23 protein-coding genes are annotated in these 24756 nt (G+C 42.9%); 17 read left to right on the forward strand and 6 right to left on the reverse strand.

Annotated elements, in window-relative coordinates; translation table 11 throughout:
- Positions 1-34: 34 nt before the first annotated feature.
- The 4 genes from NSQ25_RS01780 to NSQ25_RS01795 all read left to right on the forward strand — a co-directional run bounded on the left by NSQ25_RS01780 (position 35) and on the right by NSQ25_RS01795 (position 4886).
- A complete protein-coding gene (locus tag NSQ25_RS01780) occupies positions 35-1795 on the forward strand; it encodes a thiamine pyrophosphate-binding protein (protein ID WP_034283256.1) in 1761 nt (586 codons plus the stop codon).
- Positions 1796-1818: 23 nt separating this feature from the next.
- The gene (locus NSQ25_RS01785) at positions 1819-2199 is read left to right on the forward strand and encodes a cupin domain-containing protein (RefSeq protein ID WP_034283259.1); all 381 of its coding nucleotides are present in this window, start codon (positions 1819-1821) and stop codon (positions 2197-2199) included.
- A gap of 125 nt (positions 2200-2324) precedes the next feature.
- Positions 2325-3527 carry a CoA transferase gene (locus NSQ25_RS01790; RefSeq protein ID WP_080701232.1) on the forward strand — a complete coding sequence of 401 codons (1203 nt, stop codon included), beginning with the start codon at positions 2325-2327 and terminating at the stop codon, positions 3525-3527.
- 45 nt (positions 3528-3572) lie between these two features.
- Positions 3573-4886, forward strand: coding sequence for an MFS transporter (locus tag NSQ25_RS01795; protein WP_025092799.1), 1314 nt, complete (start codon positions 3573-3575; stop codon positions 4884-4886).
- A gap of 39 nt (positions 4887-4925) precedes the next feature.
- On the opposite strand, the gene NSQ25_RS01800 is transcribed toward NSQ25_RS01795, so the two are convergent.
- The gene (locus NSQ25_RS01800) at positions 4926-6284 is read right to left on the reverse strand and encodes a hypothetical protein (protein WP_034283261.1); all 1359 of its coding nucleotides are present in this window, start codon (positions 6282-6284) and stop codon (positions 4926-4928) included.
- Positions 6285-6432: 148 nt separating this feature from the next.
- Between NSQ25_RS01800 and NSQ25_RS01805 the strand changes: the two genes are divergently transcribed.
- The 5 genes from NSQ25_RS01805 to NSQ25_RS01825 all read left to right on the forward strand — a co-directional run bounded on the left by NSQ25_RS01805 (position 6433) and on the right by NSQ25_RS01825 (position 11724).
- A complete protein-coding gene (locus NSQ25_RS01805) occupies positions 6433-7206 on the forward strand; it encodes an IclR family transcriptional regulator (RefSeq protein ID WP_034283265.1) in 774 nt (257 codons plus the stop codon).
- Between the two features lie 85 nt (positions 7207-7291).
- Entirely contained in the window at positions 7292-7849 is a 558-nt protein-coding gene (locus tag NSQ25_RS01810) for a shikimate kinase (RefSeq protein WP_003214270.1), read from the forward strand.
- A 344-nt stretch (positions 7850-8193) separates the two neighbouring features.
- On the forward strand, positions 8194-9141 hold the full coding sequence (locus NSQ25_RS01815) for a dihydrodipicolinate synthase family protein (RefSeq protein ID WP_034283267.1): 948 nt from the start codon (positions 8194-8196) through the stop codon (positions 9139-9141).
- A gap of 77 nt (positions 9142-9218) precedes the next feature.
- Positions 9219-10226, forward strand: coding sequence for a LacI family DNA-binding transcriptional regulator (locus NSQ25_RS01820; RefSeq protein ID WP_041116583.1), 1008 nt, complete (start codon positions 9219-9221; stop codon positions 10224-10226).
- 121 nt (positions 10227-10347) lie between these two features.
- Positions 10348-11724, forward strand: a complete 1377-nt coding sequence (locus tag NSQ25_RS01825) for an MFS transporter (RefSeq protein WP_041116585.1) — start codon at positions 10348-10350, stop codon at positions 11722-11724.
- Between the two features lie 222 nt (positions 11725-11946).
- Here the strand turns inward: NSQ25_RS01825 and NSQ25_RS01830 are convergent, their stop codons facing one another.
- Positions 11947-12720, reverse strand: a complete 774-nt coding sequence (locus tag NSQ25_RS01830; RefSeq protein ID WP_326136079.1) for a class I SAM-dependent methyltransferase — start codon at positions 12718-12720, stop codon at positions 11947-11949.
- Between the two features lie 116 nt (positions 12721-12836).
- Here NSQ25_RS01830 and NSQ25_RS01835 point away from each other — a divergent pair, with 116 nt between their 5' ends.
- Positions 12837-13754 carry a LysR substrate-binding domain-containing protein gene (locus tag NSQ25_RS01835; RefSeq protein ID WP_081123959.1) on the forward strand — a complete coding sequence of 306 codons (918 nt, stop codon included), beginning with the start codon at positions 12837-12839 and terminating at the stop codon, positions 13752-13754.
- Between the two features lie 243 nt (positions 13755-13997).
- Here NSQ25_RS01835 and NSQ25_RS01840 read toward each other — a convergent pair whose 3' ends face one another.
- The gene (locus NSQ25_RS01840) at positions 13998-14783 is read right to left on the reverse strand and encodes a carbon-nitrogen family hydrolase (RefSeq protein ID WP_326136078.1); all 786 of its coding nucleotides are present in this window, start codon (positions 14781-14783) and stop codon (positions 13998-14000) included.
- A gap of 211 nt (positions 14784-14994) precedes the next feature.
- Between NSQ25_RS01840 and NSQ25_RS01845 the strand changes: the two genes are divergently transcribed.
- Complete coding sequence (locus tag NSQ25_RS01845) at positions 14995-15951, forward strand: acetylxylan esterase (RefSeq protein ID WP_326136077.1); 957 nt, start codon at positions 14995-14997, stop codon at positions 15949-15951.
- A gap of 35 nt (positions 15952-15986) precedes the next feature.
- Here NSQ25_RS01845 and NSQ25_RS01850 read toward each other — a convergent pair whose 3' ends face one another.
- On the reverse strand, positions 15987-16301 hold the full coding sequence (locus NSQ25_RS01850) for a hypothetical protein (RefSeq protein ID WP_034283282.1): 315 nt from the start codon (positions 16299-16301) through the stop codon (positions 15987-15989).
- A gap of 92 nt (positions 16302-16393) precedes the next feature.
- On the opposite strand from NSQ25_RS01850, the gene NSQ25_RS01855 reads away from it, so the two are divergent.
- The 5 genes from NSQ25_RS01855 (at position 16394) to NSQ25_RS01875 (ending at position 22604) form a co-directional block, all read left to right on the forward strand.
- Positions 16394-17164 (forward strand): nucleotidyltransferase domain-containing protein, encoded by a 771-nt coding sequence (locus NSQ25_RS01855; protein ID WP_041116835.1) that lies wholly within the window; start codon positions 16394-16396, stop codon positions 17162-17164.
- A 161-nt stretch (positions 17165-17325) separates the two neighbouring features.
- On the forward strand, positions 17326-18243 hold the full coding sequence (locus tag NSQ25_RS01860; RefSeq protein WP_041116595.1) for a proline dehydrogenase: 918 nt from the start codon (positions 17326-17328) through the stop codon (positions 18241-18243).
- Positions 18244-18266: 23 nt separating this feature from the next.
- Positions 18267-19814 (forward strand): L-glutamate gamma-semialdehyde dehydrogenase, encoded by a 1548-nt coding sequence (gene pruA, locus NSQ25_RS01865; RefSeq protein WP_024424316.1) that lies wholly within the window; start codon positions 18267-18269, stop codon positions 19812-19814.
- 126 nt (positions 19815-19940) lie between these two features.
- Entirely contained in the window at positions 19941-21173 is a 1233-nt protein-coding gene (locus tag NSQ25_RS01870) for a helix-turn-helix domain-containing protein (protein ID WP_034283288.1), read from the forward strand.
- A 132-nt stretch (positions 21174-21305) separates the two neighbouring features.
- On the forward strand, positions 21306-22604 hold the full coding sequence (locus NSQ25_RS01875) for an arsenic transporter (protein ID WP_034283290.1): 1299 nt from the start codon (positions 21306-21308) through the stop codon (positions 22602-22604).
- 41 nt (positions 22605-22645) lie between these two features.
- Here the strand turns inward: NSQ25_RS01875 and NSQ25_RS01880 are convergent, their stop codons facing one another.
- Both NSQ25_RS01880 and NSQ25_RS01885 read right to left on the reverse strand, forming a co-directional pair.
- Positions 22646-23323, reverse strand: coding sequence for an amino acid ABC transporter permease (locus tag NSQ25_RS01880; protein WP_034283291.1), 678 nt, complete (start codon positions 23321-23323; stop codon positions 22646-22648).
- 12 nt (positions 23324-23335) lie between these two features.
- A complete protein-coding gene (locus NSQ25_RS01885; RefSeq protein WP_326136076.1) occupies positions 23336-24208 on the reverse strand; it encodes a transporter substrate-binding domain-containing protein in 873 nt (290 codons plus the stop codon).
- A gap of 181 nt (positions 24209-24389) precedes the next feature.
- Here NSQ25_RS01885 and NSQ25_RS01890 point away from each other — a divergent pair, with 181 nt between their 5' ends.
- Positions 24390-24719 (forward strand): YckD family protein, encoded by a 330-nt coding sequence (locus NSQ25_RS01890; protein WP_024424311.1) that lies wholly within the window; start codon positions 24390-24392, stop codon positions 24717-24719.
- Positions 24720-24756 lie beyond the last annotated feature (37 nt).

Here is a 24756-nt window from a genome sequence, read left to right on the forward strand (position 1 = left end):
CAGATTCATAGCTGCACCGTGAGAGGAGAGAAACATGAAGAAGAATATTTCTACACAGGTTATTCAGTACTTAGAAAATCGGGGAGTCGAGCATATTTTCGGTCTCTGCGGTCATACGAATATTGCTTTTTTATCAGCGCTTGAAAAAAGCTCGATTCAATTTGTCAATGTCAGGCATGAACAGATAGCGGCACATGCAGCTGATGGTTATGCGCGGGCAAAGAAACAGACGGCTGTTGTTCTCAGTCATCTAGGACCCGGACTCACCAATGCGGCAACAGGGGTAGCGAATGCAGCACTTGATTCCATTCCAATGGTTGTCATTGCAGGAGATGTCCCAAGTCATTATTACGGAAAGCACCCACATCAAGAGATCAATCTTCATTCCGATGCCTCTCAATACGAAATTTACCGGCCGTTTGTGAAAAGAGCATGGCGAGTCGATATTCCAGAATTATTTCCAGAGATTTTATCAAAAGCATTTCAGTTAGCTGAAAGCGGCCGTCCTGGCCCGGTGCTTATTTCTGTTCCAATGGATGTGTTCTCAAAGGACCTAGATGTGTCCTTGTTTGAACAAATCAACCATCATACACACACCATTGAAAAACCTTCTATTGATGATCAAACGGCCAATCGGATATTGGATCGATTGCTGCAGGCAGAAAGACCGCTCTTATATGTAGGGGGAGGCATTATTTTAGCTGATGCAGCTGAAGAATTAAAGGCATTTTCTGATCATCTGAGTATCCCTGTCGCCCATTCTTTGATGGGGAAAGGAGCCATGCCGGATGATCATCCAATGACTCTTGGAATGACAGGGTTTTGGGGGACAAAATTTATCAATGATCAGTGCAAAGAAGCAGATTATATATTGGCTTTAGGCACCCGTTTTGCTGAAGCTGATGCGAGCTCGTGGGAATCAGATTATACATTCCGTTTCCCATCAACCAAGCTCATTCATATTGACATTGACCCGAATGAAATTGGACGTAACTATCCTGTTGAAATTGGAGCAGTAGCCGATCTTAAGCAAGCCTTGACTGTACTCAATCGAGTGGCGAGAGAGAGACTGCCAAAAGGGCTGGATCGTCCTGAATTGAAAAAGGAAATTGCGTTATATCGTAAGGATTTTCAGGCTAGCAATCTGACGAATGTTCAAGATGAATCCTTCCCAATGAAGCCGCAGCGTATTTTGCAGGAAGTACGGGAAGTATTGCCGCCAGATGCCTTTATTACAACGGATGTTGGCTGGAACAAAAATGGGGTCGGACAGCAATTTCCTGTGCTCACGCCAGGTACCATTTTAACGCCAGGCGGCTTTGCAACGATGGGATTTGGAGCACCTGCCGCACTTGGGGCAAAGATTGCCCAGCCTGACCGTGTTGTTGTGTCACTCGTTGGAGACGGCGGCTTCGGTCAAAATCCATCCGTTCTTGCAACAGCAGTTGAAGAGAACATTCCTGTTGTGTGGATTGTGATGAATAACAGTGCATTTGGAACAATAGCCGGTTTGCAAATGGCGCACTATGAAACGACGTACGGCACTGTTTTCAGAAAAGGTGGAGAAAGCTATTCACCGGATTTTGCTGCCGTTGCGAGAGGTTATGGGATGAAGGGGATTAAAATCACCTCTGCTTCTGAATTCAAAGAAGCTTTAGCTGAAGCCATTGCTTCTCAGGAGCCTTGCGTTATTGATGTAGCGATGAAAAATGATCCTGTTCCTACGGATGGACATTGGAATATTAATGACATTTATTCACCAAATTCAAAGCGCTCACATGTCAGCGTGAATTAAACAGAACGAGGGAGGAATTAACAATGAAAATTAAAGTATTGAATCCGTTTCAAGATGGGAACCCATTATGGTTAGGCTTAGATCGTCCAGAGGAGCAAATGATTCGAAAGGTATTTCAAACCATTACACCAGATACTGTTGGATCAGAGCATATGATGGCGGGTCTCACCATTTTTGAACCAGGGGAAGCAAGTTCAGTGCACAATCACCCGGGTTCAGAGGAATTTGATTTTGTGATTAAAGGATCTGGCGAAGTCATTTGTGATGGAGAAAGGCAGTCCTTTAAACAAAATGATTTCATGTTCATTCCAGACGGTGTCCCGCACCAGCATGTCAATACAGGAGATGAACCTTTATGGCTCATTTGGCTCTACACACCGCAAGGGCAGCTTCCAAAGGATTAAAAACCTGCACCGGTAAGTCCTCCTTTTGGATCATCAGGGCTTTCCGGGTCAATCAGAAAGATGAAAAGGGCTAAAATTAGGAATGATTTTAGCCCTTCATCACTTGAATGAAAGGGAGTCAAGCAATGAATATGAATACACCGCTCGAAGGAATAAAAATATTAGACGTCTCTACGATGATTGCTGCACCCTATGGCGCGGTGCTTCTAGGGGATTTTGGTGCAGAGGTCATCAAAGTCGAAATTCCTGGCAAAGGCGATACGCTGCGGCATGTCGGCCCTTTTGCAGATGGAGAACCACTTAGATGGTCAGGTCTCTCGCGGAATAAGAAATCCCTTACACTGGATCTGCACAAAGACGAAGCAAAGGACATTTTTAAAAAACTTGCTGGTCAGGTCGATGTGCTGATTGAAAATTTCCGCCCTGGAACACTGGAAAAATGGGGCGTTGGGTACGATGTGTTAAAAGAAATCAACCCTCGTTTAATTATGATTCGTGTATCGGGTTATGGTCAAACGGGCCCGTTTAAGGACAAAGCCGGATTTGGAACACCAGCGACGGCGTTTAGCGGCTTTACATATATTCAAGGGTTTCCAGACCGGCATCCAGTCAGCCCTTCCTTTTCTCTCACTGATTATATTGCTGGCATCTATGTGGCGTTTGCTACTGTGACAGCGATGTATTACAGGGATACACATCCAGAAGGAACTGGGCAAATGGTGGATTTGGCCCTCTATGAATCTGTGTTTCGTATGTTAGAGTTTTTGGTTGCAGAATATGACAAGCTTGGGAAGGTGCGTGAGCGTTCACCGGGGCTGAGCGGACATTCAAGCCCTGCCGGTACCTATGAGACAAAGGATGGTCATTATTTGGTTCTTGTGACGAGTACAGATTCGACCTTCAATCGATTGGCAGAGGCGATGAATCGATTAGATTTACTAGAGAATGAAAAATTCGCGGTCAATGCATCCAGGCTGAAGCATAACAAAGAAATGGATGCGATCGTTTCGCAATGGATCGCGTCGAAAACAAGGGATGACGTATTAGAAATTTTAGATACACATGGCGTACCTGTGAGCCCAATCTTAAGTATTCGAGATATTTTTGAGCATCCACAATTTAAAGCACGAGAGAATATCGTCGAGGTGCATCACCCTCGTCTTGGAAAAGTGAAGGTGCCTGGGATCATTCCGAAGTTTGAAAAAACACCTGGAAGTATCCGTCACATTGCACCTGATTTAGGCGAACATAATTATGAGATTTTAACAAATATGCTTGGCTTAACAGAAGAAGAGTGTAAGCAGTTAGAAGAAAAAGGGGTAATTTAATACGCTCAACCGAACCGCACGCTGCGGAAACAAAGGAGGATGGTTATGAAAGTGCATTCAGAACTGAAGGGGAATGAATTGCAGCCCGCATATGTGAAACCAACGAAAGCCCGTTTTGGCATATTGATTCTGTTGTTTTTTATTACCGCTATTAATTATATTGATCGAGCCAGTGTATCCATTGTTGCTCCTGCGATTCAATCTTCATTGCAATTAAATCCTGCCTTATTAGGCTTGATTTTTTCGGCATTTAGCTGGACATATACAGCGATGCAAATACCAGGCGGTTTTATTCTCGATAAATTTGGCTCAAAGGTAACGTATGGGATATCACTCGTTACTTGGTCTATTTTCACAGGCTTACAGGCGTTTGCGAACAGCTTTGCCTTTTTATTCGGCTGCCGTTTGTTTATTGGGATTACAGAATCTCCCGCTTTTCCTGCAAATAACCGTATTGTCACCACATGGTTTCCAAGGCGGGAACGGGCTTTTGCAACAGGTGTTTATACTGCTGGAGAGTATGTGGGTCTTGCCTTTGCGACACCTCTTCTATTTTGGATCATGACGACTTTCGATTGGAGAACCGTCTTTATTACGGCAGGTGCGCTCGGTATCATATTTGCTTTCTTTTGGTACAAGTATTATCACGAACCGAAAGAGCATCCGAAGATAAATGAAGATGAGTTAGAATTAATCCGGCAAGGCGATGGGCTGACAGTCGCATCACAGGAGAAGCTGAAATGGGCGGACTTTGCCGCCCTTCTAAAATATCGTAAATTGATCGGGCTTTATATTGGGCAATTCTCTGTTGCGTCTACCCTTTTTTTCTTTTTAACGTGGTTTCCGACCTATTTGGCAGAGGCGAAAAATATGGCGTTTCTCAAGGTAGGTTTTGCTGCTTCTCTTCCTTATATTGCTGCATTCTTTGGGGTCTTGTTTGGAGGTTATGTGTCTGATTGGCTGCTCAAAAAGGGCGTATCAGTGAATGTAGCCAGAAAGCTGCCAGTAGTGGTGGGCTTGCTGATGACGAGTACCATTGTTTTAGCAAACTTTACAACAAATATCCCGCTTGTGCTGACCATTTTATCCATCGCTTCATTTGCGCAAGGACTGTCTAATATCTCTTGGACGATGCTGTCTGAGGTGGCACCGCGGGAAATGGTTGGGCTGGCTGGCGGCGTATTTAACTTTTTTGCTAATTTAGCTGGGATCATCACTCCGCTGATTATCGGATTCATCGTGTCGGCGACAGGCTCCTACAATGGAGGAATTTTATTCGTCAGTTTAGTCGCTTTAGGCGGGGCATTGTCGTACATCTTTATCGTAGGTAAAATTGAACGTATTCAATTAAAACCATAGTGAGAAAGCAAAAGAGAACTCAAGGGTGAGTTCTCTTTTTTATGTATAAAAGATAACGGTGATGATCGCTGCACATGCGATGCCCATGCTGATATAAAGGCTGGCAAACCATATATTCCAGCGAGTGATACGGTAAGGGTTGACCTTCATCAAATCAGCCAATAAGGAGACAGAAACATTAAAAGGGCTAAACATAACAGTTGATGTGCCAGCAACGATCAGCATGATTGCGATCGGAAGAGCAGGCAGTTCATGGATGACTGGTGCCATCATGCTGACTAACAAAGCAAGCGAGACAAGCGGGTGAAAACCGCAAAGGGCGGTGATCAGAAAATACAACCCAATGACACAATAAACCCAAATGGCATGGTCTGATATACTGACAATAAATGCTTGAATCGGCTGCATACTGTTTGTCGCAAGGAGCATATCGACAAAGAAGCCTGCACTTAAAAATAGACACATATAGTTGGAGAGCTGACGGGTTCTTTCTTTCCAATGAGGCACAGAGGCAGCGATATATTGTTTTCTTTTTTTGATAATAGAAGAGAATAATAGAGCAAATGGAATAATCGTCAGTACTACAGCGAATAAATAGCCTTTCCCAATCCATGCATCGACAAGTGAGACGACTGTCATAAAACCTAGCAGCATGAAAGCGAGCTGAAGGGTTTTTCGCTTAATTCGATGAGGATTGGCGTTTGTTTCTGAAGACTGAATGATGTTTGGTAATCGTTTGCTTTGACGAGAAAAAAGCATCCAATCTATCGCCAGCACGACGACCATTAAACCAAAAGTAATAGGTGCAATTTGATAATATTTTAGTTTGGTTGCATCAATGGTGACGCTTACCAGCACTTCAACAGGACTCCAGCTTAAACATAATGCATATGACCTCAAGAGGTTGCGTGTATAAAGATGTTGTTTCACTTGTTCTTTTAGAGATTCGAGCGACGGTTTGAGCGATGTATATAGTAAAGGAATCGTCGCGATATTTAAAAACATGCCGAGAATATGCGTGACAAATGAACTCTTGCGATAAAGCTGGTTTGAGCTCGTTGTATGCAGTGTGAGCAGTTTATTTAATTGTGTATCGAAATGTCCAACATGTATGAGAGAATGAATAAAAGGCAGCATGAAAAAGAGAGAAAGCAAGCCCAGCATGGAATGAAAGTGAAGAAAAAACGTGTGCAATGGCTGGCCGGATAAGAAGAATAAGAACAACCCAATGATGAGAAATACAGCACCTGTTTTCAAATAAAGCCCATTTGCTTTCTTAAAAGAAATGGTGAGCGAGGCAGCGGCCAGCAGACCAACAAAATAGGAGAGTATAGGAGCAGGAAATAGTTGATGAACAATATATAGACTGATAAGAAGTGTAAAAACGAGCAGGTACATTCAAATATCTCCTCCATCAAATATCTTCAAGTGATTTTATTCTGACTGGTGGAATTTGTTTTCTTTTAGTGGAACGTTTAAAATGGATTATAGCAAAATCGATCGTTGATGTCGATAAGAAATCAAAGGGGAAAAGGAGAAAATGAACATGGCTGATAAAAAGTCAAAAGAAGAATCAGGACTGCGTACAGTTCAGCGTGCTTTGGATATTCTTTATTGTTTTAGTGAAGAACGTCAAGAGCTGACGCTAACGGATATTTCAAAAGAGATGAATTTAGCAATGTCTACGACAACGAGACTGCTCAAGGCGCTTGAAATGAATCATTTTGTGGAGAAGAATCAAGAAACAATGAAATACCGATTGGGTCAAAGGCTTTATCTCCTTGGATACATTGCAGGAAAGTCCATTAAATTGAGGGAACTGGCTAAGCCACTCATGTACTCACTTCGTGATGAAACAAAGGAAACCGTCAACCTGTATGTACTGGATTCAACAAGCAGGGTTTGTATCGAACAAGCGGAAGGGCTGCAATCGATTCGCCATCTTGTCAAGATTGGTGAGAAGCTGCCATTGTACGCAGGTGCAGGCGGAAAGGTATTATTGGCATTTCAAAGTGAAGAATTTCAACAAAAAGTATTAGCGTCTGAGGCTGATCATGTGAAGAGAGATGACTGGCAAGAGGAACGTAAACATATTCTTGACACGTATACTTCTTGCAGTATCGATGAACGAGAGGTAGGATCTGCGGCAGTAGCGGCACCAGTCTTTAACATTCATGGAGAAGTGAAGGCTTGTTTATCCATATCTGGTCCAACCCATCGGTTTACTGAAGAAGTCATTCCTAAGCTGCAGCAAAAAGTGAAAGAACAGGCACAGAGGCTTTCTGAACAGCTCGGCTACGTCGTCAAACACAATTTTTAAGATTGCCTATCTTTTCGCGCTCCATTTATCATATAATAGAAACATTATGTAGCATTCCTTGTCGTAGGGAGGACGTGTCACGACCATGAAAATCAATAGAGAAATTCCTGTAAGACAGCGGAATATTGTCCTCATTGGCTTTATGGGTGTTGGGAAAACAACCATTGGGCAGCTGGTTGCCAAAAAGCTATATAGAGATTTTATTGATGTCGATCAGGAGATTGAGAAAAAGTACAACATGACGATTCCAGAGATGTTTCAGCAAAAAGGAGAAGCATTCTTCAGGCAGGCTGAAAAGGATTATATCGTCGATTTATGTGAACATACACAGCTCAAGATCGTTTCCCTTGGAGGGGGGGCATTCAAACAGGAAGAAATCAAACGCGCCTGCTTGAAGCATTGTACCGTTCTTTTCCTTGACTTGTCTTGGGAGAATTGGAAGCAGCGGCTTGATATTTTAATTGAAAACCGCCCTGTTCTTCACAACCGGACGCTTGATGAGATGAAAGAGCTGTTTGAGGAGCGCCGGGAGATTTATTCTCTTCATAATTCAAGAGTGGAAACAGATCATTTAGAGGCTGAGGAAGTCGCCAATTATATTGTGGACACACTCAAGCTTGGCTGGGATTTATATTCGAAATAAAAAAAGTCTACCGTTTAGGATAGACTTTTTTTCTATTGAATTCTTTTCCTTCGTACATATGATGATGTTTTGACAACCAAAATGTATTTATCCTTTTTTTGGTGTGCAGCCGTTTGGAAAAAGCGGTGATCCTCCTTCAATCAGTTCATGATGATGAGGTTTTTGATATAGATCATTTTCTTTTTCGGAAAAATAAAATAGTATCTAAATTTCAATAAGAGTTTTTTGAATTATTATAATCTTTAAAAAATAATGTTGACAACTTCCGTGAGGACATTCTATGATTGTTTACGTAAACGCTTACGGTAAACGTTTACTATAATCGAATGGGGAGGAATTTGTTGATGAAAAATAAAGAAAAATGGAGCGGTGTATTCCCGGCTGTCTTAATTCCTTTTAAAGATGACTATTCAATTGATGAACCTGCATTTCGCAAGCTTGTTCGCTGGGTGGCGGAGCACAAAGGGATTAACGGGATCGTTGTCAATGGACATACGGGCGAGATTATGACCCTGCTGCCACATGAACGAGCTGAAGCTGTGCGTATTGCAGCCGACGAATTAAAAGGGGAAGTACCTGTCATTTCAGGGGTTTCAGCTGAAGGGACAATTGAAGCAATCCAGCATGCAAAAGCAGTTCAAGAAGCTGGCGGAGAAGGTATCCTTCTCATGCCGCCGCATTCATGGCTGAGATTCGGTATGCAGCCTGAATCACCTGTCCAATTCTTTAAAGATGTTGCAGAAGCGATTGACATTTCAATCATCGTCCATCAATATCCAACGTGGACAAAAACCTCATATACAACGAATCAAATACTAGAAATGTCGGAAATTGAAAATGTTGTCTCATTCAAAATTGGTCAAAGAGACATGGCACAATATGAAGTCGATGTGCGCGCACTGAAAAAGCATGCACCAGATGTATCGCTGCTCACATGTCACGATGAATATTTATTGCCAACATTAGTTCAAGGGATTGATGGGGCGCTTGTCGGTTTCGGCTGTTTTGTGCCAGATTTGATCGCTGAACTTGTGAAATGTGTGGAAGAACAAGACCTTGCAGCAGCTAATAAAGTGTACGATAGAATCTTTGAATTAAAGCATGCTGTATATAAAATGGATGAACCTTCCTCTACCTCTCATCTGCGAATGAAGGAAGCGATGTTCCAGAGAGGCTTGATCAGCAGTTCGCTTGCTAGGAAGCCGGTATTACCTTTAACTCAAAAGGAAAAAGAAGAGATTCGCCAGGGCCTTCAAAGTGTTGGTTTGCTTAAGGAAAACGTCAGTAGATAACAGACCATTGATTTCATGATGAAGGTGAGTCAGGTTATAATAGGGTATAAAACAACAGACTCCCGGAGGTATGAAATGTGTCAGTAAGTATTAAAGATGTAGCATTGAAAGCAGGAGTGTCTATAGCCTCTGTTTCCCGAGTATTAAGTGGTAAACCAGGAGTAGGTGCTCAAACGGCTGAAAGAATCAAACAAGTGATTGATGAGTTAGGCTACCGCCCTAATTTAGGAGCGAGAGGGCTCGTGAAAAGAAAGACTGGGAATATTGCTGTAGTGGTTCCCCGCGGTTCATATATTTTGAATAATCCATTTTTTTCAACGATTTTAGATGGAATAGCGAAGGAATTAGATGAGACCGAATTCAATATGCTGATGTCATTTACATCTGTTCAGCAGCAGCGGTTACTTGAGACGCAGGCTGTAGATGGTGCCATTTTATTTTCTCCAAGAAATGAAGAATTGAGCATGGATTGGCTAAAAAGTTTGGCTATTCCCATTATCGTTGTCGGAAGTTACTTAGAGGATTCACCATTTCCATGTGTCAGGCCAGATGATGAAGAAGGTGTTTGTCAATCTGTAACGGCCTTATTTGATAAAGGTCATCGAACCATTGGGCTGGTCAATGGTCCAATGAGTTCGATGCATAGCGTGAGGTACTACAAGGGGTATGAGCGCACACTGAAACGTTTAGGATTAACAATGAACAAAGAGCTTGTGTTTGAGTTAGATGAATTTGATGGGGGAAAAGTAGTAGAAGTGGTTTCTCAATTTCTCCAAGGAAACCAGCACATGACTGGAGTTGTTTGCTCTTCAGATTTTTTGGCGATAGGGGTCATGAAAGCGGCAGAAAACGCAAATGTGTCAATACCTCATGATTTGTCTGTCGTTGGTGCCGATGATGTGCCCATTGCAAGTTTTCTAACCCCTTCTTTATCTTCTGTTCATGTTGATTTAGTTGGAATGGGAAGAAAAGCTGTTTCTTTACTAACACAGTTGTTGGAAGGAGAACAGTTAGAGGCGATGGAGCATATTTTCCCTATGTATTATATAGATCGGGGCACCACGGGAACGCCAAAAAAGATGTGATAGATGCTGAAAACTCGTATGAACGCTGCAGAATTTCAGCTTGATTTAAAATGTAAGCGATTTCTTCAGCGCTCTTCGGCATGTACTTTTGCATCATTTCCTCTAATAAGGAGGAGATACCATGACGTTAGAACTCAGCGGAAATTCAAATTCTCGTGATGAGCAAGTTGTTGATAGAGCTTCACAGCTATTGACCAGGATGGAAAGTGTGCCTTTTTCGAGGTGGCATTTAAAACCTCGGATCATTATGGGATCTGCTACCTTTTTTGATGCTTTTGATGCGCTATCTTTAGCGTTTGTTCTCCCGGTCCTCATCGGCATGTGGAATTTATCACCTGCACAGATTGGTCTTCTTATTGGGTCTGGTTATATAGGACAAGCGATTGGTGCTATTTTCTTTGGGTGGTTAGCAGAAAGGCGCGGCCGTGTATTTAGTGCAAAGTGGACGGTGTTCCTCATGTCTATTATGAGTATCGCATGTGTATTTTCAGGTAATTTTATGGCCCTTTTTATTTTCCGTTTTATACAAGGGATTGGAGTCGGAGGAGAGGTGCCGGTAGCAGCCTCATATATTAATGAGTTGTCCCGAGCCCAAGGAAGAGGTCGATTTTTTATGCTTTATGAGATGATTTTTCCATTAGGATTAATGATTTCAGCACAAATTGGCGCATTCGTTGTACCTAGCTTTGGGTGGAAATGGATGTTCTTGATTGGAGGCATTGGAGGTTTAATCGTCTTTGTATTCTTTTTCATGCTGCGTGAATCGCCAAGGTGGCTTATTTCGAAAGGCAGGTTAGATGAAGCCGAAAGAATTATTGAAGAAATTGAAGCTAGTACTGACAAACGAATGCCTGTCGCAAATCAAGTATCCAGCAGTACTGAAAAAGGCGACTGGAAAGAGCTATTTTCAACTTTTTACCGTAAAAGAACATTGGTCGTATGGGGACTATGGTTTTCTGCCTACTTTGTATCGAATGGTTTAAATAACTGGTTACCGAGTCTTTATAATACGGTTTACCATTTGCCAGTCGGAGATTCATTAAGGGCAGCATCTCTCACAAATATTTTACAAACCATAGGGGTATTCGCTTGTGCATTTTTAATTGATAAAGTAGGACGAAAGCGCTGGGCAACCATTGCATTTGTATTAACAGGTGTTTTATTAACGGCTTTATGGATCAGCGGAGCGACTTCTCCAGAAAGTGTCATCTATTTAGGGTCCGCAGCTTACGGAATGATGGGGACAATTACAGTACTTCTTTATCTATATACACCTGAAATTTATCCGACACGTATGAGGGTGATTGGAACGGCATTTGCTACAGCGTGGCTTAGGCTGGCCTCAGCGATCGCTCCTATTATGATAGGTTTTATTTTAGAGGTAAGCGGTGTTTCAACTATTTTTATTCTTTTTGCAAGTGTGACGGTAGTGGGAGCAATTCTTGCTTTTAAAATGATAGAAACGCGCGAGAAAGTATTAGAGGATATTGCACCGTAAGTTATGCGTGCAGTGAAGAACTTATTCCAATGAGGGTAGGTTCTTTTTTTATTCAGAGGATCTAAAATGCCTCACCTATCTTCGTTCATTTATCATATAATAGAAACACGATCTAGCACTCCTTGTCGTAAGGAGAGACGTGTCACGAACATGAAAAGCAATACCTGTGAGACAGTGAAGATTAAAAAAGTCTACCGACAATGGTAGACTTTTTCTATAAGGTCAATTCTTGATTCCCTGAAGCAGTGCAGCTTTTAAACAGAAGGAAATGGGCTGATGCTGCGCATCGAATTGAAGCTGAAACAGCTGCTTTGTGTCAGGGTCTGCGGCTTGAAGGTGGGAAACGATCTCCTTTTGAGTATTCTCTGGCGTGCGTCCACGTATAATCCAGTCCTGATAATCAATATGCAGGTCCCAGGAACGAATCTCTTTCTGAGTCAATTGGTTGTCATCGAAAAGCTCTTTCCATTCTGATAACGAGCTTTCCCGCACATGAGAAGGGTCTCTCAGTCTATTTAAGTGATTAATAAATGAATCCTGTGCAGGGTTTTCAGGTGCATAATGATCGACGAGCAGAAATTGGCCGCCTTTTTTTAAGACTCGGCTGATTTCAGACATGGCTGCCGGAAGGTTTGGAAAGTGGTGAGCAGCAAATCGGCACGTCACTAAATCAAATGATTCATCAGAGAAGGGCAATGCTTCTGCGGCTGCCTGCTCAAAAGTAATGTGGTTCAGGCAGCGTTCTTCCGCAAGTGCTGCTGCAATCTCAATCATTTTTTGCGTGACATCAATGCCGACCCCTTTAGAGATGACGTCTGAAAAGGAAAAAACGGTATGTCCTGCCGCGCAGCCAATATCAAGTAAATGCTCATGTCCCTTCGCATTTGCAGTTGTTTTCATCCATTCCAGCTCTTCTCCGGCCGCAAATATAGGTGAATCTCGATAGTTCTCGGCATTTTGTGAAAATTGGTTCTCGGCTTTAGCATATGGATTCATTTCTTTTCCCCCTTTGTGGTCTCTTTATCGTAGAATTCCTTCTGTTATTTGTCTAAGACATAAAAGATATGACATGGATAGTTAAAACCTATGAGGTGATGAAAGTGGATATACGAATGATGGAATATGTCATGGAAGTGTACCGGCAGCAAAGCTTTACAAAAGCAGCGGATCAACTTCATATTGCACAGCCTTCTTTAAGCCAGCAAATGAAGAAGCTGGAAGAGGAATTAGACACACCGCTATTTATTCGAAAGTATGGACAAGTAACGCCCACACCTCAAGGGAGACGATTCATTAAAAGGGCTGAGAATATTTTGAAGGAAAGAGATGATTTGCTGCGTGAAATGGGAGAGGCAGCTTATGAAATCGGGAAAGAGCTGAACATTGGAGCGCCAGCAGTGACTGGGGGCTATGTCTTGCCCGGTTTATTAAAAACTTTTTGTCAAACGTATCCTCATGTTCACGTTCAACTGATAGAAGAGTCTCCTCGTGAGATCGAAAAACGTCTATTGGCTGGAAAACTGGATTTGGCTGTTTTATCTATGCCTGTCGAGCATGAATCATTGAAAACGAAACAAATGCTGACAGAGCCGCTCCTTCTTGCAGTTCCGCAAGCTGCTCAGCCATGGTTATCAGAGGAATTGAACGAGATTATCAAGCAAGCAGGGCAAAAAGAGTCCGGTCACGAAATCGTTCCCTTTCAACTTCTTGAAGGTACCCCATTTATTATGCTGAAAGAGGGATACGGTTTTCGGCAAGTGGTCATGGAGCTGTGCCGTCATCACGGTTTTCAGCCAAAAGCGGCTTTTGAAACAAGTCATATTCAAACAGCACAGGCATTGGTCAAAAACGAACTAGGTGTGACCGTTGTGCCGAAAATGGTGGCACAAGAGGATAGGAACGGGGTCATTTATTTACACATTGATTCATGCCCAACCCGCACACTTGTGTTTGCATATGTGGAAGAAAGGTATTTAACGAAAGCCGCTCAAGCCTTCATGGACCTTTATCAGAATCAAGGGAAGGCTTAAACAAACGTTTAATTAAACGCAAAAAGCAGGGGAGCACCCTGCTTTAAGATTGGTGACAAAGGGCTAAAATGATCTTGATTTTAGCCCTTTATCTTCTTTTCAGCGTGATAGAAAACCTTTGAAGTCTAGGAAGGGCGAGCACCGGAGCGGAGCGAATTTGACATTCGTGAGCACCGGAGCGCAGACCTCACACCGAATGCGAGGGTTTGTCTACACGCTGAAAGCAGGGGAGTACCCTGCTTTTTAATATAAGTCCAGACGCTGATCCGTCATAACCGGAATTTGCTGTCTGACTTCATCCACTAGCTGAAGATCAATTTCCGCATAATAAATATCTTCGTTATCGCTTGTTTCAAGCAGGATGCGGCCGAGTGGATCAATTACCATAGAGTGTCCAGGGAATTCCGTGTCTCTGCTTGTGCCTGTTCTGTTAACAGCAATCATAAATGACTGGTTTTCAATCGCTCTTGCGATGAGCAGGCTGCGCCAATGGTCCACTCTTGCTGACGGCCATTGCGCCGTATTGACGAGCACCTTCGCTCCTTTGTTCACAAGTGTTCTGGAAAGCTGCGGGAAACGGAGGTCATAGCAAATCATTGCACCAATCGTCACATCTTCACCATAGTCAAATAAACCAAGCTGATCACCAGCGGTTAAATAGTTATGCTCATCCATTAAGCGGAATAAATGAATTTTATCATAATCTAACAAAAGCTCCCCTTGGCGGTTAAAGACATACATCGTGTTGGTGATATTTTCATCTTCTGTCCGCTTATTTAATACACTGCCTGCGATGAGATACACTTGATGCTTGCGGGCAAAGGAGGAGAAGAGCTGTTTTGTGCGTTCACCGTTTACATCCGCAAGCTGATCGGCTTGTTCAAGGGCGTAGCCGGTATTCCACATTTCGGGTAAAATGATCAAATCAGGCTGCTCGCGAACCGCTTCTTCTAAAAACGCTGCTGCTTTTTTAAAATTCACTTCTGGTTCTCCAATTTGTACGTCCATTTGGACAAGGGCGATTTTCATACGAGTTCCTCCTTTATTTGCTATATGTCATGTGAAAATCATGAATGTATGTAATGGTTTATTTTAGTCTTCAAGGCCAGTTTCTTTATCATAAAGGTTTCCATCATCTTTGCCAATAGAAATGTCAGAAGGTTTTGTTAAATGGCTTTCTCACTCAAGAAATCGGTGTTATGATACATATAATGAATAAAACAAAGGGGGATACTCGGATATGCAATTGTACGATTTACCACTTGAAGAGCTAAAAAAATATAAACCAAAGAAAACAGCACGCCCTGATTTCTCAGATTTTTGGAAGAAATCACTCGAAGAACTGCACCAAGTGGAGGCAAAGCCAACACTTGAACCTTATGACTATCCAGTGAAAGGCGTCAAGGTGTACCGCCTGACGTATCAAAGCTTTGGACATTCTAAAATTGAAGGCTTTTATGCTGTACCTGATCAAACTGGCCCGCATCCAGCGCTCGTTCGTTTTCATGGCTATAATGCCAGCTATGACGGCGGCATTCACGACATCGTCAACTGGGCGCTCCACGGCTATGCCACATTTGGTATGCTCGTCCGCGGTCAAGGCGGCAGTGAAGATCAGGCAGTGACACCAGGCGGTCACGCTTTGGGGTGGATGACAAAAGGCATTATATCAAAGGAGACCTACTATTATCGCGGTGTTTATTTAGATGCGGTTCGTGCACTCGAAGTCATTCAGTCTTTCCCGGAAGTGGATGAACACCGGATCGGCGTGATTGGTGGGAGCCAAGGAGGCGCATTAGCGGTTGCAGCTGCAGCCCTTTCAAACATTCCGAAGGTCGTCGTGGCAGATTATCCTTACTTATCAAACTTCGAGCGTGCAGTGGATGCGGCATTGGAGCAGCCTTATTTAGAAATCAATTCGTACTTTCGGAGAAATAGTGACCCGGAAGTGGAGGAAAAGGCATTTGAGACATTAAGTTATTTTGATTTAATCAATTTAGCTGGATGGGTGAAACAGCCAACATTGATGGCGATCGGTCTGATTGACAAAATAACCCCGCCATCTACTGTGTTTGCGGCATACAACCATTTAGAAACAGATAAAGACCTGAAAGTATATCGCTATTTTGGACACGAGTTTATCCCGGCTTTTCAAACAGAGAAGCTCTCCTTCTTACAAAAGCATTTACTCAAATAAAAGAACAAAGAGGCCGCTCTAGGAGGGCCTCTTTTTTAATAACTCGTATTCTGTCTCGTTTTTTCATCAGGCACTAATGCTGTGATAATAAGGGCAAGAGCTGTGATGATATGCAGAATGAATCCAAGTATCGGAATCCAGGCAAGGCACGATGTGATAATCCCAATGATGCTTCCAATCACTGGTCCTTGGTCTCGCTTCGATAAGACGAGTGTGATAATATGCAGAATAAGCATGACCATGAGCGGTGTATAGCCATTGCTGATCACAAATAGTCCTCCAATGACAGGGATGGCAAGACAGGCTTCAAAAATCCCGGTGATCCATTTCATGATGCGAGATATAGACATGAGATCCAACTCCTTTTTCATATATGTCTTATTCGTATTTTCCCAAAACGTGAAGAAGTCATGCAGGATTCTATAGAAAGAGTTGATGGATGATGAGAGAGAGAATCAAGGAAGAGCTGAAAATCATTGAAGAAACGTATGATGTAAAGATTTGCCTCGCGGTCGAATCAGGCAGCAGAGCATGGGGATTCCCCTCGACTGATAGTGATTATGATGTTCGTTTTTTATATGTTCCTCGAAAAGAATGGTATTGGGCGATGGAAGAGCACCGAGATGTCATTGAACGCCCGATTGATGACATGCTTGATATAAGCGGCTGGGAGCTTAGAAAGGCACTTCGCTTATTCAATAAATCGAATCCGTCCATCATGGAATGGCTGTCTTCTGACATCATCTATGCTGAATCCTTCTCTTTGGCAAAGCAGCTAAGAGAATTAAAGGATCGAGCGTTTTATCCTGCAGCATTGATGTATCATTACCTCAATATGGCGAAGCGGAATGAAAGCCGGCATTTACGAGGAGAGCAGGTGCGAATCAAGAAGTATTTTTATGTACTTCGTCCACTGCTTGCCTGCCAGTGGATTGAACGCTACCGGACGGTTCCGCCGATGGACTTTCATGAACTGCTCGAGGAACTTGTGGAGGAAGGTCCGCTTTTAGCGGAAATCCATGAGCTGCTCAAACGTAAAATGGACGGCGAAGAAATGGATGTAGAGAACCGCCTCGCTTATGTCCATCCATTTATCGACAAAGAGATCGCGCGATTTGATGAATTGGTGAAAAGCTACAATCAGCCGAAAGACAACCTGATGCAAGAATTAAATGAGCTGCTGCAGTCTACCCTTGATGAGGTGTGGGCGTAAGCAGGGAAGAGTCAGCCGGATCGCGGCAGGCTCTTTTTTATCTCTTATTGTGATAAAACCACAAAAAAAGTCAGAATTTTTGTCATCTTCAAATATTGTAGCGGACAGCTTATGAGCTTTACAATAAAGACATAGCTTACAAAGAGTGGGAGGTGCCCTTTATGGAGTCGGTCACAAGAAATTTCTTCTTGTTTTTGTCAAAGAGCAGTCTCTTGAACCATATTGCTCGTAATTGGGGAAGTGCTGTTGCATCTAAGAAAATCATCGGAGGGAAGGACTTTGAGAGTGCCATCCCTGTTATCAAGCGATTAAATGACCAAGGAATGGCTGTGACAGTTGATCACCTTGGTGAGTTTGTCACAAAGGCAGAGATTGCCAATGAACGGACGACTGAGTGTATTCAAACCATTCAGCGGATTGCAGAGGCGGGACTCAATTCCCACGTGTCACTCAAAATGACATCACTTGGCCTGGATATTGACGATGACCTTGTGTATCGCAATATGAAACGTATTTTAGATACGGCAGAGAAGCACCGTATCATGGTGACAATCGATATGGAGGATGAACAGCGCTGTCAAAAAACGCTGGACATTTTTAAAGAGATGAAATCTCAATATGAGTATGTCAGTACGGTCTTGCAGGCGTATTTGTACAGAACAGAAAAGGATCTTGATGACCTAAATGAGCTGAAGCCATTTTTAAGACTTGTAAAGGGTGCCTATAAGGAATCTGCCGAAGTGGCGTATCCAAACAAAAAAGACGTCGATCAGAATTATCAAAAGCTGATCGAAAAGCAATTGCTCTCAGGAAACTATACAGCCATTGCGACACATGACGATCGAATGATTGAGTTCACGAAAAATATTGTGAAAAAACACAATATACAGACAAGTCAGTTCGAATTTCAAATGCTGTACGGCATGAGATCAGAAACGCAGCAGGCACTTGTGAAAGAAGGCTATCAAATGAGGGTCTATACTCCGTATGGACGAGAGTGGTATGGCTACTACATGAGACGTCTTGCAGAACGGCCGGCAAACATTGCCTTTGCTCTAAAAGGGATGACGAGAAAATAATTTGAAACGGGAGCGTGACAAAAATGACAACACCTTACAAACATGAACCATTCACGGATTTTAGCCAGGAAGAAAACCGCAAAGCGTTTGAACAAGCATTAGCTAAAGTAACAGAATCACTTGGTCAAACCTATCCGCTCGTGATTAATGGAGAAAGAATTGAAACGAAAGACAAGATTGTTTCGATCAATCCAGCGAAAAAGGATGAAGTGGTTGGAACCGTATCGAAGGCGGGCAAGGAAGAGGCAGAACAAGCGGTTCAAGCAGCAGCGAAAGCATTCGAAACATGGCGCTACACGTCTCCAGAAGAAAGAGCAGGCGTATTATTCAGAGCTGCGGCAAGCATTCGCCGTAAAAAGCATGAGTATTCAGCCCTTCTTGTCAAAGAAGCAGGTAAGCCTTGGAATGAAGCGGATGCAGATACAGCAGAAGCGATTGACTTCCTAGAATATTATGCCCGTCAAATGCTGGAGCTGGCGAAAGGCAAACCAGTGAACAGCCGCGAAGGCGAACGCAATCAATATGTATACACACCAACTGGCGTGACGCTCGTGATTCCGCCGTGGAACTTCTTGTTTGCGATCATGGCAGGAACAACAGTAGCCCCAATCGTCACTGGGAATACAGTTGTTTTAAAACCAGCGAGTGCGACGCCTGTCATTGCAGCCCGTTTTGTGGAGGAGCTTGAGCAAGCCGGTCTTCCAAAGGGTGTTGTCAACTTTGTACCAGGAAGCGGAGCAGAGGTCGGGGATTACTTAGTAGATCATCCGAAAACAAGCCTGATTACATTCACTGGATCAAGAGAAGTAGGGACACGTATCTTTGAACGCGCGGCAAAAGTGCAGCCAGGTCAGCAGCATTTAAAACGTGTCATTGCTGAAATGGGCGGTAAGGATACAGTGGTTGTCGATGAGGATGCAGATGTTGAATTAGCAGCTAATGCCATTTTCACATCAGCCTTCGGGTTTTCAGGTCAGAAATGTTCAGCTGGATCTCGGGCTGTCGTCCATGAGAAGCTGTATGACCAAGTGGTTGAGCGAGTGAAGGAAATCACAGAAACGAAAACAACAGCCAATCCACTTTCTGCGGATGTTTACATGGGACCTGTCATTGATCAAGCGTCCTTTGACAAGATCACGGATTATATCGAGGTTGGCAAACAGGAAGGCCGCTTAGTCACTGGCGGAACAAGTGATGATTCGGAAGGATACTTTATCCACCCGACCATTTTTGCAGATCTTGAGCCAACTTCCCGTTTAATGCAAGAAGAAATCTTTGGACCAGTCTTGGCTTTCTCGAAAGTCTCTAGCTTTGATGAGGCACTTGAGGTAGCCAACAACACAGAATACGGTTTAACAGGTGCTGTCATTACGAATAATCGTGATCACATCAACCGTGCGAAGCAGGAGTTCCATGTAGGGAACCTTTACTTTAACCGTAACTGCACAGGTGCCATCGTTGGTTACCACCCATTCGGCGGCTTCAAAATGTCAGGAACGGATTCAAAAGCAGGCGGTCCAGATTACCTAGCTCTGCACATGCAGGCAAAAACGATTAGTGAAATGTTTTAATATGGAAAAAGCATGAACCTGCACTGACGGGTTCATGCTTTTTTTGCCTGCTTGCGACTTGTTTCTATACAAATCTGACTGGAAAGAAGTATGATAAATGTATTACTTAATCAGGGAGCAATCGGGATGGAAGAGATATTAGAAAAGCTTCATACATTTTTTGATGTCGATAAATTAATTGCATTTATTAGCGGATATTTAAAAAAACCAGTCATTTTAGAAAGCACAGAGTGTCAGCTCCTTGCTTATAATTCTTACAGCATTCAGCAGTTTGACCCAGTCAATCAGCAAACGATTTTCTCCAAGGAATGTCCGGGGTCTGTGGTCGATTGGTTAAAGAAAACAGGGGTAATTGAGCGGCTTCACAAGGAGTCAAAGCCTTTTTATGTGAGCGGCCATGACGAGCTCGGATTTAATCGGCGGGTGGCTGTGAGCGCCAAGCATAAACAAGAGGTAGTAGGCTTTATTTGGGTGCAGGACATTGAGGACTCCCTCTCTCAGGAGGAGCTGCAATTTTTACACGAAGCTTCCTTTCAGGTTGGAAAAGTGATTTATAAGAATAAGAAACAGCTTGAGAAAAAGGAAGGCAAGATTGAAGAGTTTTTCAAAAAGGTCATGGATGATCATTTTTATACAGAAGAAGAGCTGAAATGGGAGGCTGAGAACTTAAGCATTCCTCTGCCAGCCGTATTTACCGTCATGGTCGTGCACGCTGCCGATAACAAAAGTGAGACGGCAGAAGATGTGAAGGATGTCATTCGAACGTATTTGCAGCTAGAGGATAAGGTGAATCACGTCTATTCGGTTCAAGCAGATATCGTCGTCATATTAGGCAGCCTGTCAGACCGGCACTCACCGAAAGCGACTGCGGCTGATGTCATCGCACATCTGCAATCAAAAACGCATGCACATCCTTCCCCTTTGTATATTGGGATGGGAAGAGAGTATCGTGATGTCATGAAAATGAGTACAAGCCGATTTGAAGCGATAGAGGTCGTCAAGGCAGTAAAAATTGTCGGAGGACAAGAACTGATTCCATATGATTACGAGAATCTGGGGGTCTTCCGGTTTTTAGATTCCATTTACAGCCATCAAAAAAAGAAAAACGACTTCAATCCAGATTTGTTACGCTTGAAGGAAAAAGACCGCGAGAGTCAAACCTCGTTTTTAAAAACGCTGGAAGTCTACTTATTGAATAACTGCAAGCTAAAGCCAGCAGCGGAGCAGTTGTTTATTCATCAAAATACATTAAACTATCGAATGAAACAAATTTTTGACATGACCTCGATCGACTTAAGTCATTTTAGCCAGCGGTGTGAGTTATTTATTGAATTGATGCTGATGAAAAAAGATCAATAATGATGATGGAATCCGCAGGTGCACGGGATCACCTGCGGATTTTCATGTGAAATGCGAAAATGGCATACAACGGCTGCATTTCGTTGTATGATAGATAAAGATTTTATGAGAAAAGTGAAAGGGGGGCCACCTTTGGGATCAGTCACCTTAGCCATTTTGATTTTCATCATGACCCTCGTCCTTGTCATTTGGCAGCCAGGACGTGTCACCATAGGATGGTCAGCGTGTGGAGGCGCCATTCTTGCACTTGCCTTTGGCGTCGTTCATCTGGGCGATGTGTGGGAAGTCACGCAAATTGTATGGAACGCCACATTTGCCTTTATTGGCATTATTATCATATCGTTAATTTTAGATGAGATCGGCTTTTTTGAATGGGCTGCACTGCATATGGCAAAAGCCGCAAGAGGCAACGGTGTCCGCATGTTTATTTATTTAACATTGCTAGGCGCTGTTGTGGCTGCTTTTTTTGCCAACGATGGAGCGGCACTGATTTTGACCCCAATCGTTTTATCTGTGGTGAGAGCGTTGAAGCTGGATGAGCGCATGGTGCTTCCTTTTGTGATGGCAAGCGGCTTTATTGCAGATACAACTTCTTTGCCATTTGTCATTAGTAACCTGGTCAATATCGTATCAGCCGACTATTTTCATATTGGTTTTCTAGAATATACAGCGAATATGTTCGTGCCAAACCTTGTGTCGCTTGGAGCGAGCATGCTGGTTCTGTATGTATTTTACCGAAAGCTTATCCCAAAAACCTACGATCTGTCACAGGCAAAGGAACCGGCATCAGCTATTCGAGATATCCGTATGTTCCGTTTGTCTTGGTATGTGCTCGGCTGTCTGCTTGTTGGTTATTTTGCGGGGGAGCTGATCGGTATTCCAGTGTCCATCATCGTAGGCGGAATTGCCCTTGCTTTCTTGTGGCTGGCGAGAAGAAGTCCGCAAGTGGCGACAAAGCGAGTGATCAAAGAAGCGCCGTGGTCCATTGTGTTTTTCTCGATCGGCATGTATGTCGTCGTATATGGACTGAAAAATGTCGGTCTTACAGAAATATTGGCGGCATGGATCCAGCAAGGGGCTTCACATGGCTTGCTTGCAGGAACGATGTTTATGGGCGTGCTTGCCGCAGTGCTGTCCTCTGTGATGAACAATCTGCCGACCGTTTTAATTGATGCGATTGCGATTGGACATACAGATACAGCAGGTGTCATGAGAGACGGACTGATTTATGCCAATGTCATCGGCTCCAACCTTGGACCGAAAATGACCCCAATTGGCTCATTGGCGACATTGCTGTGGCTTCATGTCTTAAAGAAAAAAGGCGTCCATATCTCTTGGGGAGCGTACATGAAAGCCGGAATCATCCTGACCATTCCAACCTTGATTCTCACTTTACTCGGGTTATATGTATGGTTATGGCTCATTCATTAAAAAGAAAAAAGAGCAGATCTCATGGATCTGCTCTTTTTTTGCTACAGATATTTCGCATAGCGTTTTTCTAAAAAGTCCTGAAGCAATGAGACGACACTGCAAATACCCCAGTAAATGAGTGCGACCAAAATATACATGGTCATATAATCGAATTCTCGTCCGCCTACAATTTTTGCTTGCTGGAAGAGCTCTGGTACAGTAATCATTGCTGCCAGTGAGGAAGCTTTGATCAAATCGAGCATGACATTGGTCAATGGCGGCAGGGCGATGCGGACGGATTGAGGCAAAATGACACCACGCATCGTTTGCCAATAGCTGAGACCTAATGATTTAGCGGCTTCCACCTGTCCACTTGGAACAGAGGAGAGGGCTGCCCGGTTAATTTCTGCAATATAGGCAGCACTATTAAAGCTGAACCCAATAATGGCAGCAGTGACCGCTGTGAATTCAATGCCGATATAGGGGAACCCAAAATAGAGAATAAACAAAATCACTAGAATGGGCACGCCTCGCATGAATGAGATATACAGCCGTGCAGGCAGCCGAAGAATCCAAGAATTCGCCATTCTGGCAAGAGCGATAAAAAAGCCAAGAATGGTACCAAAAAACATGCTCACAAAGGAAATGAGCAGCGTCAGCCAGATGCCTTTCATAACAAATGGAAATGACGCCTTTGCCAGTGCAGGATTAAATATATATTCTAAATGAATATCTCCCACGATTGCGGCTCCTTATTTGGAAATGTTGACATCTTCGACATCAGCATCAATTTTCTTAGAGACGTCTGCATGATTAAAGAATTTCTCAGAAATCTTTTTCATTGTTCCGTCTTTTTTCATGTCGCCTAATACACGATTCAATTCTTTTTGAAGCTCTTTGTTGTCCTTCTTCATAACAAAACCTTGTTCATTCGGCATGTACTTCAAGTCAGGGTGAATCGTAATATTTAATTTAGGAAATGCAGCAAGAGCCAGTGTCTGCAAGTAATAATCATTTAGAATGACATCAGTACGGCCGTTTGCAACATCCTTTAAGTATTGCTCGTTTGTCGCATTATCATAAATGACTTCCTTTGCACCGTACTTACGAGCGACATCCATGTAAATCGTTGTGGCAGCCCCTGCTGCTTTCTTTCCTTTTAAATCTTTTAAAGTTTTAATGCCAGATAAATCATTTTTCCGTACGATAGCCGTTCCGTAGGAATATTTATAAGGGGTAGAAAAGGCAAACTTGTCTTTTCTGTCATCTGTGATGTCGATATCATTTGCAGCAGCATCCACTTGACCAGAATTAATGGCGCTCAGCATCCCATCATAGCCCATTTCTTTAAATTCCACTTTCACATCAAGACGTTTAAACGCTTCTTTGACGACTTCTACTTCATAGCCAGTTAATTGATCCTTGCCATTAGAAGTATCATGATAAGAAGTTGGATAAAGGGTGCCTGAAGTTGCAACCACGATTTTCCCTTTCTTTTTAATCTCATCCCACTTTGTGTCCCCGGATTGAGATGAGCCTGATTGACTGCAAGCAGACATGATAAGGATGAAAGCAGATACAACAAGCATGATCCATATAGGTTTTTTATGATAAAAACGACTCATTTAAGAATCCTCCTCTATTTTTTATACAAAACAAAACATAGCACGCTTTTTCTGTAAGGACAACGTTTTCAGAAGAAAAGTGAAAAAGTAAGAATATTATAAGCAATTTGCGTGTTGATATAATGTATAAAAAAGGAAAGTGAGCGCAAAATAAAGGCGAATAAAGGAGGGAACAACAATGATGAAAAAAATAAGTAGTTTGATCATCTTGTCGATGATGCTGTTATTTGGTTTTCATATAGAAACGGCTCATGGAGAAACACCTCAAATGGAAAAGCGCCCGGTGACACATCAAGTGAAATTAACAGCAGAACAACAAAAACAAATTGAAATCCTTGAGCAGCAAATTCTTTCTAAGCGAAAAGAAGTCATTGAGAAATATGTACAGTACGGCGTGTTAACAAAGGAACAAGGCACGCACATCACGAAACGAATGGATGAGCATTACACTCATTTGAAAAAGAACGGATTTGTTCCATTGCTGAAAAAACCACAGCACCATCGCCCATGATAATGATGAAACCGGCAGCGAAGTGCCGGTTTTTTAT

The sequence above is a fragment of the Bacillus sp. FSL R5-0512 genome (genome assembly GCF_038593295.1).
GTDB classification, from domain to species: Bacteria; Bacillota; Bacilli; order Bacillales; family Bacillaceae; genus Bacillus; species Bacillus safensis.

Coding starts and splice junctions, on each gene's coding strand:
- NSQ25_RS01860 (WP_041116595.1), top strand. CDS start 17,326: ATGGAGTCGGTCACAAGAAATTTCTTCTTGTTTTTGTCAAAGAGCAGT.
- NSQ25_RS01795 (WP_025092799.1), top strand. CDS start 3,573: ATGAAAGTGCATTCAGAACTGAAGGGGAATGAATTGCAGCCCGCATAT.
- pruA (WP_024424316.1), top strand. CDS start 18,267: ATGACAACACCTTACAAACATGAACCATTCACGGATTTTAGCCAGGAA.
- NSQ25_RS01815 (WP_034283267.1), top strand. CDS start 8,194: ATGAAAAATAAAGAAAAATGGAGCGGTGTATTCCCGGCTGTCTTAATT.
- NSQ25_RS01780 (WP_034283256.1), top strand. CDS start 35: ATGAAGAAGAATATTTCTACACAGGTTATTCAGTACTTAGAAAATCGG.
- NSQ25_RS01805 (WP_034283265.1), top strand. CDS start 6,433: ATGGCTGATAAAAAGTCAAAAGAAGAATCAGGACTGCGTACAGTTCAG.
- NSQ25_RS01885 (WP_326136076.1), bottom strand. CDS start 24,208: ATGAGTCGTTTTTATCATAAAAAACCTATATGGATCATGCTTGTTGTA.
- NSQ25_RS01855 (WP_041116835.1), top strand. CDS start 16,394: ATGAGAGAGAGAATCAAGGAAGAGCTGAAAATCATTGAAGAAACGTAT.
- NSQ25_RS01800 (WP_034283261.1), bottom strand. CDS start 6,284: ATGTACCTGCTCGTTTTTACACTTCTTATCAGTCTATATATTGTTCAT.
- NSQ25_RS01790 (WP_080701232.1), top strand. CDS start 2,325: ATGAATATGAATACACCGCTCGAAGGAATAAAAATATTAGACGTCTCT.
- NSQ25_RS01810 (WP_003214270.1), top strand. CDS start 7,292: ATGAAAATCAATAGAGAAATTCCTGTAAGACAGCGGAATATTGTCCTC.
- NSQ25_RS01845 (WP_326136077.1), top strand. CDS start 14,995: ATGCAATTGTACGATTTACCACTTGAAGAGCTAAAAAAATATAAACCA.
- NSQ25_RS01840 (WP_326136078.1), bottom strand. CDS start 14,783: ATGAAAATCGCCCTTGTCCAAATGGACGTACAAATTGGAGAACCAGAA.
- NSQ25_RS01835 (WP_081123959.1), top strand. CDS start 12,837: ATGATGGAATATGTCATGGAAGTGTACCGGCAGCAAAGCTTTACAAAA.
- NSQ25_RS01830 (WP_326136079.1), bottom strand. CDS start 12,720: ATGAATCCATATGCTAAAGCCGAGAACCAATTTTCACAAAATGCCGAG.
- NSQ25_RS01850 (WP_034283282.1), bottom strand. CDS start 16,301: ATGTCTATATCTCGCATCATGAAATGGATCACCGGGATTTTTGAAGCC.
- NSQ25_RS01890 (WP_024424311.1), top strand. CDS start 24,390: ATGAAAAAAATAAGTAGTTTGATCATCTTGTCGATGATGCTGTTATTT.
- NSQ25_RS01870 (WP_034283288.1), top strand. CDS start 19,941: ATGGAAGAGATATTAGAAAAGCTTCATACATTTTTTGATGTCGATAAA.
- NSQ25_RS01825 (WP_041116585.1), top strand. CDS start 10,348: ATGACGTTAGAACTCAGCGGAAATTCAAATTCTCGTGATGAGCAAGTT.
- NSQ25_RS01785 (WP_034283259.1), top strand. CDS start 1,819: ATGAAAATTAAAGTATTGAATCCGTTTCAAGATGGGAACCCATTATGG.